The following is a 14621-nucleotide window of genomic DNA, read 5'->3' as shown; positions in this document are numbered from 1 at the left end:
CACTCCTCGTCCGATCGTTGTCAGTGTAGGAGAGCGGAGATATAGACACAAAAAAGGCCTGCTCAAAGAGCAGGCCTAACGGGAATCCCCTACGGAGTACACGGGATGAGGTATCAGATTACTGACCTGATACCTCGTCCCAAAGGGGTCAAGGAAACCTCAGAGAATCATCGGCGCCGCAGCTGGCCGCAGCGCCTTTACGCGCGCGAGTTAGAAGAAGCCCAGCGGATTAACGTCGTAGCTCACCAGCATATTCTTGGTCTGCTGGTAATGATCCAGCATCATCTTATGGGTTTCACGGCCAACACCGGACTTCTTATAGCCACCGAAAGCAGCATGCGCAGGATACAGGTGGTAGCAGTTAGTCCAGACACGACCCGCTTCGATACCACGCCCCATACGGTAGGCACGGTTCATATCGCGGGTCCAGACACCGGCACCCAGTCCGAACTCAGTGTCATTGGCGATCGCCAGCGCTTCCGCTTCGTCTTTAAAGGTTGTCACGGCAACCACAGGACCGAAGATCTCCTCCTGGAACACGCGCATGCTGTTATCACCCTTCATCAGGGTAGGCTGCACGTAGTAACCGTTACCAAATTCAGGTTCCAGTTTCTCAGCACCGCCACCGAGCAGGAACTCAGCACCTTCCTGGCGACCGATATCCATGTAGGACATGATCTTTTCGAACTGCTGCTGGGATGCCTGGGCTCCGACCTGAGTATCGGTATCCAGTGGGTTACCGCGTTTGATGGTCTGAGCACGCTCGACGACACGCTGGATGAAGTCGTCGTAGATGCTCTCCTGAATCAGTGCACGGGATGGGCAGGTGCAGACTTCGCCCTGGTTGAAGAACGCCAGCACCATACCTTCAGCGGCCTTGTTAATGAAGGCGTCTTCCTGCTGCATGATATCTTCGAAGTAGATATTCGGAGACTTGCCGCCCAGCTCAACCGTTGATGGAATGATGTTTTCAGCAGCACATTTCAGGATATGGGAGCCGACCGGAGTAGATCCGGTGAAGGCGATCTTAGCGATACGCTTGCTGGTTGCCAGCGCCTGACCGGCTTCAGCACCATAGCCGTTGACCACGTTCAGCACGCCGGCAGGCAGCAGGTCGCCGATTACTTCGATCAGCTTAAGGATAGAGGCAGGTGTCTGCTCGGCTGGTTTCAGTACGATGCAGTTACCGGTCACCAGTGCCGGCGCCAGTTTCCAGGCGGCCATCAGCAGCGGGAAGTTCCACGGGATGATCTGACCGACCACACCCAGCGGTTCATGGAAGTGGTATGCCACGGTGTTCTCGTCGATCTCACCGATAGAGCCTTCCTGGGCACGGATGCAGCCCGCATAGTAGCGGAAATGGTCGACACACAGCGGCACGTCAGCGGCCAGGGTTTCACGTACGGCTTTACCGTTATCCCAGGTTTCTGCAACGGCCAGTGCTTCCAGGTTGGCTTCGATGCGATCGGCAATCTTCAGCATCAGGTTGGAACGCTCAGTCACCGAAGTGCTGGCCCAGGCGCCTTTAGCCGCGTGTGCAGCATCCAGTGCCAGTTCGATATCTTCGGCAGTCGAGCGTGGGATTTCGCAGAATGCTTCGCCGTTCACCGGGCTGACATTGCGGAAATACTCACCTTTAACCGGCGCGACCCATTCGCCGCCAATATAGTTTTCGTAACGGGATTTAAAAGAAACAACGGAACCTTCGGAACCTGGCTGAGCGTAGATCATCTCTGTAACCTCTTATTATTTGATGCACCGGATCGCCGGCGTGCTGTCTTTCAAATGACTGAGATTGATCTTAGTAAGGCGCCGTAGCAGCCGGTATGATCCCTTAGGTCCGTCCGGGCAGTACTTTGGTAGTAACCAGCTCTGTTTAAGCCGCCTCCTTCACACTGTCCGATGGCGACTGACGCCGCGCCCTGGAGGCGATGAATGCCCCGCTGACAATAGCGCCACAGGCCAGCCAGAGAGACAGACTGGACTCGGCCTGACCGACCAGCAACAGCAGCAGGGTTGATATCAGCGGTGCCGCGTAGGAGAGCACGCCCAGCAACTGCAGATCGCCGCGCTTGACCGCGTAATCCCAGGTGAAGAAAGCGATCCCCACCGGCCCGAGTCCCAGGCCCAGCACTGCCAGCCATTGTCCCGTGGTCAGCGGCCAGTAAGTTTCCTCCAGCAGCAGATGGCAGCCCAGCCCCAGCAATGCCGTCACTGCGCAAAACCAGCCAACGGCATCCGTCGGTACCTGGCGGACAAAGCGACCGGAGACCGAATAGCCGGACCAGATCAGCGCACAGCTGCCCGCCAGCAGATAGCCCGGCAGGTACTGACTGTCGAAGCCGGCTTCGCCATCACCCAGCAGCAGCCAGCATCCCGCCAGCGAGATCAGGGCACCGATAACATGGCCCGCCGCCAGCCGCTCTCCCGGCAGCAGGGCCGAAAATAATACGATTAACAGCGGCCAGAGGTAGGCCAGTAAGCTGACCTCGACCGCAGGGGCTTTCTGCATCGCCAGAAAATAACAGAAGTGATAGCCGAAATAGCCGCCCACCCCCAGTACCCAGGCCAGGCGGGGCTGGCGCAGATAGCGCAGGCCTGTTTCTCCGCGCCACCACCAGCGCAGCGCCATCAGCAGGAAGGCCAGAGAGAAGGTCATCGCCAGCAGCTGGAACGGCGGAATCATACCCTCGGTTTCACGGGTGAAGAGCGCCAGCGCGCCCCATAAAAAGATGGAGACCATTCCGGCCAGGTTAGCAAGGGATCTGAGTTGCATGATGACACCTGAACTGTCTTGATGAATGCAACTATTCTAATGGCAGCCGAGCGCCGTATCTTTGCCGATCCGGTGGAATAGTTTGCCGATCCGGCGAAGTTCTAGCCTTTTTTCAGACCCGGCTTCGACCTCTCCTCACGGGGAGAGCATCCATAAAACCGCCGATAGCGGTCACTGAATGCAGACAGGCTGGCGTAGCCCACCTGTTCGGCGACCTGCTGCACGCTCATCTGCCCCTGGCGGAGCAGCCGCTGAGCCTGCTCCATACGCAACTGCAGCTGGTATTGTCCGGGCGATGTATTCAGCTGCTGACGGAACAGCCCGGTCAGTTGGCGCGGACTCAGGTTTACCTGCCGGGCCAGTTCATCCAGCGACAGCGTGGCGGCAAAGTGACGTTCGATAAAACTGCGGGCCTGGAAAACGCGCTGATCCGGCCGGACCGCGGCAAAACGCTGGCACAGCATCTCAACCAGCAAAACCAGAATCTGGCGTTGTATCAGCGGACTCTGCTGGTCGGTCTGCAGTTGCCGCCGGATAAAGCGCACGTACTGCATTAAGGTCTCATCCAGATCCAGAAAGGCCGGCAGGCTGGCCAGCTGCGGGCTCATTTCTACAGGCATATCCGCGACCAGAAACGCATTCTCTCCCAACGCTTCAAAGCTGTGTGTTTCCCCGGCGGCAACCACGGCAGCCCGCGACTGCTCGACCCGGTTCTCCCGCCCGGCAATCTGCATCACTAACCCGCCATGCAGGGGCAGTACCAGCTGATGGTAGCTGTGCTGGTGACTGCAGTGCTCATGCCGATAACTGCGTTGGTTAAGTATTGATTTTTCTGCATTCATTGCCGGATTCACTGCCACAGTATGTTGGCGAAAAGGGCGTATCCCAGCCACTGTTTTTTTCAGGTAAGATGACCGGTCGATCATCAATTCAAAGGCCTTACTGTATGTTCCAGGACACCATTGTCAGCATTATGGACAAGGTACTGCATCAGATTCAGCGAGATACCCTTGTTGCTGACGCAGCGCGCCTGCTGTGTGATGTTGAGGTTAAGGCCTTATTGGTGGTCGAGCAAGGCGATCTGGTCGGCATCATTACCGAGACAAATATCCTTCCGGCCCTGCATCAGCGCGAATGCGACCGCATTACTGCCGGACAGATTATGAGCGCCCCGGTAGAAACCGTAACACCCGACACCAGCATTTCCGACGCCCTGAGCCTGCTGGAAGAGCGCCATATAAGGCATCTGGTGGTTGCCGATGACGATGGCGTACTGGGCCTCTGCAACCGCCACCAGCTTGTCCGTGCCTACCACAACAGCCTCAACACAGAGGCCTCGCATCCTTTCCGGTCACTGCAACCACAGGAGCAGATTGGCAACCTGGGGGGGCTGCTGTCACCGGAGGGGATCTTACTCGGCGCAAACAGCACGGCGCTGGAACTGATCCGAAGCCCGATCGCCACGGTGATAGGCCGGTACTTCTGGGATACCCCCTGGTGGGCGCACAATAAACCCCAGCAGCAACAGCTTAAAGAGGCAATCGGTCGCGCCGCGCAGGGTGAATCGGTCTATATGACTGCCAGCCACCTGACGCCGGACGGGGCAGAGAGATCGATCAACTTCAGCATCTCCCCCATCCATGATCAGACCGGTAAGGTGATCTATCTGCTGCCTCAGGGCACGGATATTACTGACTACCAGAACTCCGCGCAAAAGCTGAAAGAGAGTGAGGAGCGTTTTCGCCACCTGTTTGAGAAGAGTCGCTCGGTTGAGATGATTATCGACCCGGTCACCGGGCTTATAATCGACGCCAACGAAGCGGCCTCACTGTTCTATGGCTGGTCTCGCAGCGAACTTCAGCAGATCCGCATCTGGGATATCAACAGCCTCTCCGCAACCGAAGTCAAACAGGAGATGGCAGCAGCCCAGGCTGAACGCCGGGAGTACTTTTTCTTTAAGCACTACACCGCCAGTGGCGAGATCCGCGATGTAGAGGTGCATTCCAGCCCGATTCAGATCGATAACCGGCAACTGCTCTACTCCATCATCCATGACGTCACCGACCGGAAACAGAATGAACTGCTGCAATCTGGCCAGCAGCGGATTCTGGAGATGACGCTGAGCGACAACATGGATCTGAAGGCGATCCTGAATGAGGTGGCGCTGCTGGCAGAAACGCTGCAACCGGAGATGCGCGCCTCACTGCTGCTACTGCGCGGCAGCCAGCTGTTTAACGGCGCCTCCCCCAACCTGCCGGCCAGCTACACCGAAACCATTGAGGGTTTGGAGATCGGGCCGCAGGCCGGCTCCTGCGGCACGTCTGCAGCACTGAAGAAGCGGGTAATCGTCGAGGATATAGCCACCGACTCAAAATGGGTCGATTTCCGCACGCCGGCGCTCAGCGTCGGCCTGAGGGCCTGTTGGTCGCAACCGATACTCAGCAGCAACTGTGAAGTGCTGGGTACCTTCGCCATGTACTACCAGCGGCCAAAACGCCCGACACTGCCCGAAATCAGCCTGATAGAATCGCTGGCCCGGCTGGCGGGGCTGGCGATAGACCGGTTGCGCGTCTTACAGGCCCTGAGACGCAGCGAGGCACGCTTTGGCTCAATCTTTAATAACGCCCCGCTGGGTGTAGCAGAAGTGTCTCCGGAAGGTATTCTGCAGGAGCTGAACCCCCTCTTTGCCCGGCTGATGGGCTATTCCGTAGCGGAACTGATCGGAAAGCACTTTCGTGATATCACCTATCCGGACGATAAGCAGGCCAACCTCGCGCTGCTGCAGCAGATGATTCGTGGCGAGTTGCGCTCGACCTCACTGGAAAAACGCTACGTTCGCCGCGACGGCTCGGTGTTCTGGGCTAACCTGACCCTGTCGGGGATCTATGATGAACGCCAGCAGCTGACCTCCATCGTTTCGATGATTCAGGATATCGATGAGCGCAAGCGCACCAACCAGGCGATAGAAGATAAGCAGAATTTCCTGCAAACCGTGGTAGACGGCGTCTCCGATCCGATTATGGTGGTCGATCCGGAGTATCAGGTATTACTCACCAACCGGGCCGCCAACGAGCGTCATGCCGAACTGCTGGTGCAATCCGATAACGGTCAGCTGAACCGCAAGGCCCGCGAAACCGAGCAGATCAAAACCATCGATCAGGTGATCCGCAGCGGTAAGGCCTGCAAAACGGTGATCGATGAAACCCTGCCGGACGGTGATGTCCGCAATGTCGAGCTGATCGCCACGCCCTGCTTTAACGCGGAGGGAAAGATCGATTACATCATCAAATCATCCCGCGATATCACCGAACACCTGGCAGCGCTGGAGCAGTTGCAGGAAAACCAGCAACACCTGGATTTCCTGGCCCGCCGCGACACGCTTACCGGCCTGCCGAACCGGTTGATGTTTCAGGACCGCATGGAGTGTGCCCTGCAACGGGCTATGCGCACGGACTCGAAACTGGCGCTGTTGTTTATTGACCTGGACCGCTTTAAGCAGATCAACGACAGCCTCGGTCATAACGTTGGCGACCTGGTACTGCAGGAAGCCGCGCGCCGACTGCAACTTTGCCTTCGTGGCGAAGATAGCGTAGCGCGCCTTGGTGGCGATGAGTTTACCGCGATTATTGAAGAGCTTAAGGCCAGTGAAGACAGTGCCAAGGTCGCCACGAAAATTCTGAACTCACTGAACGAGCCGTTTCATTACCAGGGGCAAAACCTGTTCCTCGGCGCCAGTATCGGTATCAGCCTTTATCCGGATGACGGCTGCACCACCAGCGAGCTGATGCGAAACGCGGATTCCGCCATGTATGACGCCAAGGAAGCGGGACGCGACTGCTACCGCTTCTATCAGGCCTCGATGACAGAAGAGGCTATGAACCGGGTATCGCTGGAGTCCTATCTGCGCCGGGCGCTGGAGAAACAGGAGCTGCAGCTGGTCTACCAGCCGCAGGTCGATATGAGCCAGGGCGATCCGGCCCGGGGGACGGTTTTCGGACTGGAAGCGTTGCTGCGCTGGCAGCACCCCCAGCTTGGGTTACTCACCCCCGATACCTTCCTGCCCATCGCAGAGGACACCGGCCTGATATTGTCGATGGGCGAATGGGTACTGGAAACCGCCTGCCGCGATATTGTCAGAATAAATCAGGGCCAGAAGGTCCCGTTACGCATGGCCGTCAATATTTCCGGTCACCAGCTGCGCAAGGCTGATTTTGTCGAGCAGGTGAAACGTATTATTGCCGATACCGGTTGCCGGCCTGCCGACCTGCAGCTGGAGATTACCGAGAATGCCATTACCGGCACGCCAAAGCAGTTTGCACCGGTATTGAATGCCCTCAAGGCGGTGGGTATCACCCTGGCCATCGATGATTTCGGAACCGGCAGCACCTCACTGGGACACCTCAAGCAGCTGCCGATTGATGAACTGAAGATCGACCGCTCCTTTGTCCGCGATATTCCTGACGACAAGGATGACGAAGCGATCACCCGGGCCGTGATTGCCCTTGGCCAGAGCCTGAATATGAAGGTCATTGCCGAAGGGGTGGAGAATCAGCTGCAGTCACAGTTCCTGTTGCAGCACGGCTGCAACCTGGCGCAGGGCTATTACTATGCGCGTCCGGCACCGCTCGCTGAGCTGATGTCTCAGCTGGCCGAACCGGATGCAGCACGGCAGCCTGACAGGGTGACAACCGCGCACTGAAATCGTATCGACAGCGGCTGCGATTACCCTGCCAGCCGTCGCCAGGAGGCCGGAAAAGCCCCTGAGGCGATAGCACCGCAGCGCTCGGTTTGCGCCTTCAGGGAGCCTGTGCGACCATCAATAGTCGGATGCTAAATTAAACGGAGTATAGAGATGCTGCACTCTCTCGCGACATTGACCTCATTGGTTCAGGAGATCTCTCGTGCACCCAATGCCGTGGAAGCCATGCAAACCATCGTGGTACGGCTGGGTAACCTTTTTAATGTTCCCGTCTGCAGCCTCTATCTGCGCTCCGAAGCGGACGACCAGCTGGTACTGGCAGCCTCTGCCGGCCTGGCAGAAGCCTCAGTCGGGCAGGTTTCACTCTGCCTGAAAGAGGGTCTGGTCGGTACCATCGCTCACAGTACCCACCCACTGAATATCGCCGACGCCCCCACCCACGACAAGTTTGTCTATATTCCGGAAACTCACGAGGAACCATACCATCAGTTTCTCGGGGTACCCCTGATCCACCTGCGCAACCTGGTTGGGGTATTGGTCATTCAGGGCACCGATAACCAGCCGTTTGCACAGGATGTGGAAGCCTTTATGGTCACCGTTGCCGCCCAGCTGGCGGCCACACTGCGCAATATTCAGCGTTCAGAGGACTGGCGTCCACAATCGATCCAGCCCCAGTACCGTAAACACCAGGGCATCAAAAGCTCCACCGGTATCGGCTGCGGCTACCTGAAACTGGTGGGTTCCCAGGTATCGCTGGACCGGGTCAAGCCGGGGCCCTGGAAGAAAAAGAGCGCCGAATGCGAGATCGAGCACTTTCACAATGCGGTCGATCAGCTGCGTAACGATCTCAGTGTCGGAGCCAGTCGCCTGTCCGGCGATGGCAACAGTGAGGTATCCAGCCTGTTCTCGGTCTACAGCATGATGCTGGACAGCCCTGAGCTGATTCACTCAGTCGAGCAGCATATCAAGGAAGGCTGTCATGCCGCCTGGGCGCTGAAAGAGACGGCACTGTCACTGTCTGCGGTATTTGAAGCAGCCGATGATCCTTATATGCGTGCCCGCAGCGAAGATATACTCAATATCGCCTCCAAGCTGCTGCGCCTGATGCAGGCCAAACCGGATATTGATGAAAGCCACCACGAAGAGATTATCCTCGCCGGGGCGCTGATCAGTATCACTGATCTGTCGGCGTATCCGGCAGGTACGGTAAAAGGGATTATCTGTACCGGCGGGTCCTCGCTCTCTCATACCGCGATTGTTGCCAACGCACTGGGTATCCCGTCGGTCATGGGCGTCAGCGACCTGAAACTGGCTGACTACGATGGTGAGTTTGTGATTGTCGATGGCTACCGGGGAGAATGTATCACCTGGCCTTCAGAGGCCCTGATTGAAGAGTTCCGACGCATCCAGGCGGCCGATACCGACTTCTCCCAGGAGCTGATGGCACTGCGCGACTCACCCGCAGAAACCTGCGACGGTTACCGGGTCCGGCTGCTGGCCAATACCGGCCTGCTGGCCGATGTCACGCCGGGGCTGCGTAACGGCGCCGAAGGGGTTGGCTTATACCGTTCCGAGATCCCGTTTATGGTGCACGATAACTTCCCTACCGAAGAGGAGCAGTATCAGGTGTACCGCCAGGTACTGGGGGCCTATGCGCCGATGCCGGTATCGATGCGAACGCTGGATATCGGCGGTGACAAGGAACTGCCCTACTTCGAGATAAAGGAAGATAACCCCTACCTGGGCTGGCGCGGCATCCGCTTTATGCTGGACAACACCGCCCTGCTGGTGACCCAGCTTCGCGCCATGATGCGCGCCTCTGAAGGCAGCGATAACCTGCAGCTGATGATCCCGATGGTCGGCCGGATCGATGAACTGGAAGCTTTCCACCGCATTGCAGACAGCACCTGGGAGGAGCTGCTGGCTGAAGGGTATGAGATTAAGCGCCCGCAGATCGGCATGATGGTGGAGGTTCCTTCAACCATTCTGCTGCTGCCGAAAATGGCGCAATATGTGGACTTCGTCTCGATCGGCTCCAATGACCTGACCCAGTACCTGCTGGCGGTGGACCGCAACAATCCCCGGGTGTCGCCACTGTTCGACAACCTGAATCCGGCCATGCTGTCAGCACTGGAGCTGATTCTGCAGCATTGCCGCGATGCCAACCTGCCGGTATCACTCTGTGGCGAGATGGCCTCTGATCCTGCCGCGGTAATCCTGTTGCTGGGCATGGGCTTCGATACGCTCAGCCTCAGCGCCTACAATATTCCCAAGATCAAATGGCTGATCCGCTGCGTCTCCCGCGAACTGGCCCAGAAGCTGTATCGCGATGCCAGCATGATGAGCAGTGAAGCGGATATCAGGGCCTTGCTGCGTGAAGAGCTGTGCAAACTCGGACTGGATAAGCTTACCGGCCCGACCAATAGCCACTGATCGCTGCGGCATAACGGGATTGGCGGCTATTTCAGCCGCCACAGCAGCAGCTGGTTGTTGGCCGGCATGCTGATATCCTCGACAAACTCAAAGCCGGCCTCTGCCGCCAGCCGGTCCAGCGCTTCGAAATCGCGCACGCCACTGCGCGGATCACGCTGCTTCAGCCACAGATCAAAGCGCGCATTACTGGCGGTGGTAAATTTACCGTTATATTTCACCGGGCCATAGACAACCAGCAAGGCCCCCGGCTGCAGCCATCCCGGCATCTGAGCAAAGCCCGCCTCGACCGCCTGCCACGGCATGATATGCAGGGTATTGGCGGTATACAGGGCATCAAAGCGCGACTCAAACGACTGTGACTGCATCATATCCAGCGCGATGGCCGGGGCTATATTGTCGTTGCCATACTGCTGCAGGTTTGCCTGCAGCACGGGCAGCATCTGCTCCATCTCCGTAGGCTGCCAGCGGAGATGCCCCAGCTGCGGCGCAAAGAAGCAGGCATGTTGGCCGGAGCCACTGCCGATCTCCAGCACCCGCTTATGGCCTGACAACAGCGTTTGCAGTTGCTGCAGTATGACTGCCTTATTCCGTTCACAGGCTTCACTGTATCCCAGCACAAGCAACTCCTTATTTGCCTACAGACTTGTTTTTTGGGTGATCGCCCGCCGCAGGCCGGCCAGCGGTGCCCTGTTATCCAACTCTACCCGGCCACCGCGGACCTTGACCCCGAGCTGGTTCAGCACCCGCGCGACTTGCGGAAAGCGCCGGTTGATCACTTGGTCACGGTAGAGTCTGCTGAATATACGGGAATCACTGAACTGATCAAACTGCCGGAACAGGTGGCGGGCACTCCAGGGACCGGGATTATCGCCACAACACTGGCGCAACTGCTGCAGCATCAGCGCCAGCGACTGCTGGTTATCCGAGCGCTGGCGCAGCTGCACATCGGCCAGCAAGGCGATCGCCGCTCCACCCCAGTACATCTGCATATAGCCACTGGCATCCTGCAGCATCTCACTCGCCAGCCCCTTGCGGCCACGCTCAAAGCCGTCGTAAAGCTTCTGCCAGGCCTGACGCTCGCTAAGCATGCCGGCCCGGGCACGGGCGATATTCTGGTAGTAGCTGGCGATACCTTCATACAACCAGGCATCGGAGCGCAGGATATAGGGATGCAGCAGGTGGCTGAACTCATGGGCAGCCGTCCAGTCACGGCGAAACTCCTGAATCGGTCGCTGCTGGTCGACAAAGAAGTGTATCGCCGGCTGCCCCTGGCGCTGCACCTCTGCCCAGGGTACCGCTTCCTTATCCGGCCCTACCGGGATCACCAGAATCTGGGCACTGTCGAGGGGGAAGCGGCCGTATACCGTTGCCACCGCCGATGCGGCCTGCTCCAGCCAGGGCAGCATGCTGCGTCGCCTTTCCAGACCGCCGGTCAGGGCCACCCAGAGATCGCCGCCCGCCACCCTCAGGCGCTTTGGCGTAAATGCCCCAATCGCGATGCGTCCACTCCAGTTATAGGGCGTCTTACCATTGATCCGGAAATGATTGCGCTGCGCCAGCTGAGGCCAGGGGGCCGATACATTGATCGCCTGCGGTAACTCAAACCGCAGCTCGATCACCTCATCCGCCGCCAAGCGCACCGGACGCCATAGCCAGAGGGCCACCGGCATCACCAGATCACCTTTCACCTTAAACAGATCGCGGCGTTTGTTACGCCAGTTTCCCCTGAGATTCAGGGGCTTAAGGGATTGAACTATGCTGAGGCAGAGGCTGTCAGAAGCCGGATAGAGGTTGATCCGGCCATGCTTAAGCTCAACCCGTCCCGGCCCCTCGACGCGGATATCCTGCAGCAGGCGGTGCGCCTTGAAGTCAGCCGCGACCAGGAACGCGGGGATTTCGCCGCTAAAGCAAGCCTGGGTAACCGACTCACTGAGGCTCCGGTTGAAGCTCACATGGTATTGATGCAGGGTCTCGGCCCGGGCGGAGGCCACCATCACCAGTAACAGCAACAAAACTCGAAGCATAGGAGCATCCTGCAATGGAGAGAACAGGGTTGGATCGCGTTAAACGCGGTTTGTTCCACAGTATAGCCTTCAGCGCCCTGATCCTGCCCTCCAGTGCCCCGGCAGCCAGCACCGCTGACAGGGTATCCGGGCTGGCGGCTGAACTCGACCGGATCCGGCAGCAATATAAGATCGGCGCCACCGCCTATGCCCTGGTGGAGGGCGACAAGCTGATCGCCAGTGGAGGCTTCGGATTTCACTCCCTGCAGCAGAAGAAAGCGGTCACCGCCGACAGCCTGTTCCGGGTCGGCTCCGTCACCAAGGCGATCAATGCCACCGCAATACAGATGCTGGCAGCAGAGGAAAAGCTGTCGCTGAACGATCCGGTACGGCGATACCTGCCCGATATTCCGCTGTCTAATCCCTGGCGGGAGACGCACCCGGTGACACTGGCGATGGTGCTGGAACACAGCGCCGGGCTGCAGGATCTGACCCATAAAGAGTTCTATTACCCGCAACCACTGTCGCTGCAGGCCGCCTTTCAGATCGAACCAGACGCCCGGCAGGTGCGCTGGCAGCCCGGGCTGCACCCTTCCTATAGCAATGCGGGCGCCGGTTATGCAGGGCGTGTTCTTGAGGTGGTGAGCGGGCAGGACTGGGACAGCTGGATCAGCACCCGGCTGTTGGCACCACTGCAGATGAACAGCTCCGGCACCCTATTCAGTCCGGCGCTGAAACAGCGGCTGGTGGTGGGCTATGACAAAGACCGGCAGACACCGATCCCCTACTGGCACACCCTGTTTCGCCCCTTCGGCGCGCTGAATACGACCGCCAATGACTTCAGCCACTTCCTGCGCCTGCTGATCAACCGCGGCCAGTGGCAAGGTAAATCCCTGCTGCCCGCCAGCGCGGTTGCCCGGATGGAACAGCCCGGCTCAACCCTGGCGGCGGCACAGGGCCATCGATATGGTTACGGCCTCGGACTCTATCGCTACTTCCGGGACGGCAAACTGCTGATCGGCCATGGCGGCGACGGCGACGGCTACCTGGCCCACTTCGCCTATAACCCGCAGAGTAAGCGAGGCTTTTTCGTGGTGATTAACGCCTTCTTCCATCCTCCGCTCAGTGCCATGCGGCGGCCACTGGAGCGATGGGTAACCGCACCCCTTACCAGTCCGGCAACAGAGAATAAGCCATTAACCTCCGCCCAGCTGGAGCAACTCAGCGGACGCTATCAACAGGTTACGTCGCGCTTTCCCGGCAGGAAAGCCGGTCGGCAGGTCAGGATCGAGGCCACCGGGAAGGGCCTGAGTTACGCCAGCGACGGGCAACGCTATCAGTTATTGCCGCTGTCGGAGAACCGTTTCCGGCTCGAAGGCGACAGCGCAGCCAGTCATATCTTTCTGCGCCATCAGGGCAAGCTCTACTGGCAAAGCGATGAGGGAAACTTCCGGCAGCTGCCCTGAAACGGCCGCGGCTAGAGGATCTCGGGTGCAGAGTCGCTGTCACAAACAGCGCTGTCTGCGCGCAACCGGAAGGTTTCGATATGCAGCTGCAGATCCAGCGCCTGCAGTTGCTGCTGCAGGGCAGCCTGATCCAGGCCTTCAGGTACAAACAAGCGCAGGTCACACTGATCTTTCAGCAGCCCCCGCTTTAGCTGCTGCAACAGCGCATCCGGCGAGTAATTCTCCGATGGCAGCGCCATCATCAGCTCACTGCGTTCTCCGTTCTGCCGGAATACCGGGCGATCGAACAGCTGCTGCCAGCCCCGCGCCGTCAGCGCCTCGAAGCAGACCGCGTGGTGTCGCAGCAGATACTGGGCCTTCACATCAAACTGCATCCCCCACTGGCGCTTATAGTAGAAACTACCAGCGGTCATGGTGTTGTCGGACTCGCCCAGGCTGGCAACCCGGACATCCAGTTGGTAGGCCTTTTTCAGGAATTCGTAGTTGATCAGGGTGAACGCCTGCTCATAGGCCTTAGCGTCATCCAGCAGTTCGCTGCTGAAGCCATAGGCATCGAGAATCAGCTTTCGGGTCAGGGTATCGTGGTATACCACGGCGGCAGCACGCAGATCGGCATCGCCTGCCTTTGCTGAATCCAACCTCAGGGTGATCAGAAACTTATCCATCACCCGGCTGGGGTTGGAGGTAAAGTACTCTTCACTGGCGGGCAGACTGTTAACACCATGACGGCGACGCACCATCGGCTGGTAAAGCTGATGGAAAAAGTCAGCCAGATCTTCTTTAGTCTTCGAGCAACCGATGTTGTAGCCGGTTTTCAGGGCCTTTTTCAGGCGACGGCGCAGGGTGGATGAGAGGTTGGCGGCAACGTAGCTATCAATGTCGCCCTCCAGCTCACGGCTGGCATGCACGATCGTGCTGAACAGATTACTCTGCCGGGCCTGCCAGGGCAGTGGCTCGCTGATCAGCAGGTCTGCCGACGCCTCTGCCGCCGCTTTGGAGGACAGAGCCTGCATCTCACCGCGACGGCCCATAAAATAGGAGAAGCAGTTCTCGGCCAGTGGCTGGTGCCCCTGCACGACAACCTTCAGCTCGGCCTCACCCGGCTCGCCGTTCGCCGGCGAAGAAAGCAGCCAGTACTGGCAACGTTTAGTGGTCAGACGATACAGACTCCAGCGCATCAGCTGCAACGCCAGGTTCAACTTCTGTTTGAAACGATATATTCCTGCCAGCACTTTAAGACTCTT

9 protein-coding genes are annotated in these 14621 nt (G+C 58.5%); 3 read left to right on the top strand and 6 right to left on the bottom strand.

The features are described 5' to 3' along the window. Nucleotides 1–210: 210 nt before the first annotated feature. From exaC to Q354_RS0110795, 3 genes are all read right to left on the bottom strand, one after another. Nucleotides 211–1731: an acetaldehyde dehydrogenase ExaC gene (exaC, locus tag Q354_RS0110805; RefSeq protein ID WP_027857611.1), complete on the bottom strand. Its 1521-nt coding sequence runs from the start codon at nt 1729–1731 to the stop codon at nt 211–213. A gap of 145 nt (nt 1732–1876) precedes the next feature. Beyond that, a complete protein-coding gene (yddG, locus tag Q354_RS25435; RefSeq protein WP_036229435.1) occupies nt 1877–2776 on the bottom strand; it encodes an aromatic amino acid exporter YddG in 900 nt (299 codons plus the stop codon). 101 nt (nt 2777–2877) lie between these two features. Next, nucleotides 2878–3618, bottom strand: a complete 741-nt coding sequence (locus Q354_RS0110795) for a helix-turn-helix domain-containing protein (RefSeq protein ID WP_027857610.1) — start codon at nt 3616–3618, stop codon at nt 2878–2880. Nucleotides 3619–3722: 104 nt separating this feature from the next. Between Q354_RS0110795 and Q354_RS27385 the strand changes: the two genes are divergently transcribed. Both Q354_RS27385 and ptsP read left to right on the top strand, forming a co-directional pair. Further along, complete coding sequence (locus Q354_RS27385; protein ID WP_051560058.1) at nt 3723–7475, top strand: EAL domain-containing protein; 3753 nt, start codon at nt 3723–3725, stop codon at nt 7473–7475. Nucleotides 7476–7628: 153 nt separating this feature from the next. Beyond that, nucleotides 7629–9908 (top strand): phosphoenolpyruvate--protein phosphotransferase, encoded by a 2280-nt coding sequence (gene ptsP, locus Q354_RS0110780; protein WP_027857609.1) that lies wholly within the window; start codon nt 7629–7631, stop codon nt 9906–9908. Nucleotides 9909–9934: 26 nt separating this feature from the next. On the opposite strand, the gene Q354_RS0110775 is transcribed toward ptsP, so the two are convergent. Beyond that, a complete protein-coding gene (locus Q354_RS0110775) occupies nt 9935–10525 on the bottom strand; it encodes a DUF938 domain-containing protein (RefSeq protein WP_051560057.1) in 591 nt (196 codons plus the stop codon). Nucleotides 10526–10543: 18 nt separating this feature from the next. Beyond that, nucleotides 10544–11932 (bottom strand): M61 family metallopeptidase, encoded by a 1389-nt coding sequence (locus tag Q354_RS0110770; RefSeq protein WP_027857607.1) that lies wholly within the window; start codon nt 11930–11932, stop codon nt 10544–10546. A gap of 14 nt (nt 11933–11946) precedes the next feature. On the opposite strand from Q354_RS0110770, the gene Q354_RS0110765 reads away from it, so the two are divergent. Further along, complete coding sequence (locus tag Q354_RS0110765; protein ID WP_084332553.1) at nt 11947–13377, top strand: serine hydrolase domain-containing protein; 1431 nt, start codon at nt 11947–11949, stop codon at nt 13375–13377. Nucleotides 13378–13388: 11 nt separating this feature from the next. Here Q354_RS0110765 and Q354_RS0110760 read toward each other — a convergent pair whose 3' ends face one another. Continuing rightward, nucleotides 13389–14609: a hypothetical protein gene (locus Q354_RS0110760; protein ID WP_027857605.1), complete on the bottom strand. Its 1221-nt coding sequence runs from the start codon at nt 14607–14609 to the stop codon at nt 13389–13391. Nucleotides 14610–14621: the final 12 nt, after the last annotated feature.

The organism is Marinobacterium jannaschii DSM 6295 (assembly GCF_000620085.1).
GTDB lineage: Bacteria > Pseudomonadota > Gammaproteobacteria > Pseudomonadales > Balneatricaceae > Pontibacterium > Pontibacterium jannaschii.
The sequence above is the reverse complement of the archived record's forward strand: the minus strand, read 5'-3'. Positions and strand labels throughout refer to the sequence as shown.

Excerpts from the sequence above, each read along its gene's own strand:
- ptsP (WP_027857609.1), top strand. The coding sequence starts at position 7,629 with ATGCTGCACTCTCTCGCGACATTGACCTCATTGGTTCAGGAGATCTCT.
- Q354_RS0110765 (WP_084332553.1), top strand. The coding sequence starts at position 11,947 with ATGGAGAGAACAGGGTTGGATCGCGTTAAACGCGGTTTGTTCCACAGT.
- Q354_RS0110795 (WP_027857610.1), bottom strand. The coding sequence starts at position 3,618 with ATGAATGCAGAAAAATCAATACTTAACCAACGCAGTTATCGGCATGAG.
- exaC (WP_027857611.1), bottom strand. The coding sequence starts at position 1,731 with ATGATCTACGCTCAGCCAGGTTCCGAAGGTTCCGTTGTTTCTTTTAAA.
- yddG (WP_036229435.1), bottom strand. The coding sequence starts at position 2,776 with ATGCAACTCAGATCCCTTGCTAACCTGGCCGGAATGGTCTCCATCTTT.
- Q354_RS27385 (WP_051560058.1), top strand. The coding sequence starts at position 3,723 with ATGTTCCAGGACACCATTGTCAGCATTATGGACAAGGTACTGCATCAG.
- Q354_RS0110770 (WP_027857607.1), bottom strand. The coding sequence starts at position 11,932 with ATGCTTCGAGTTTTGTTGCTGTTACTGGTGATGGTGGCCTCCGCCCGG.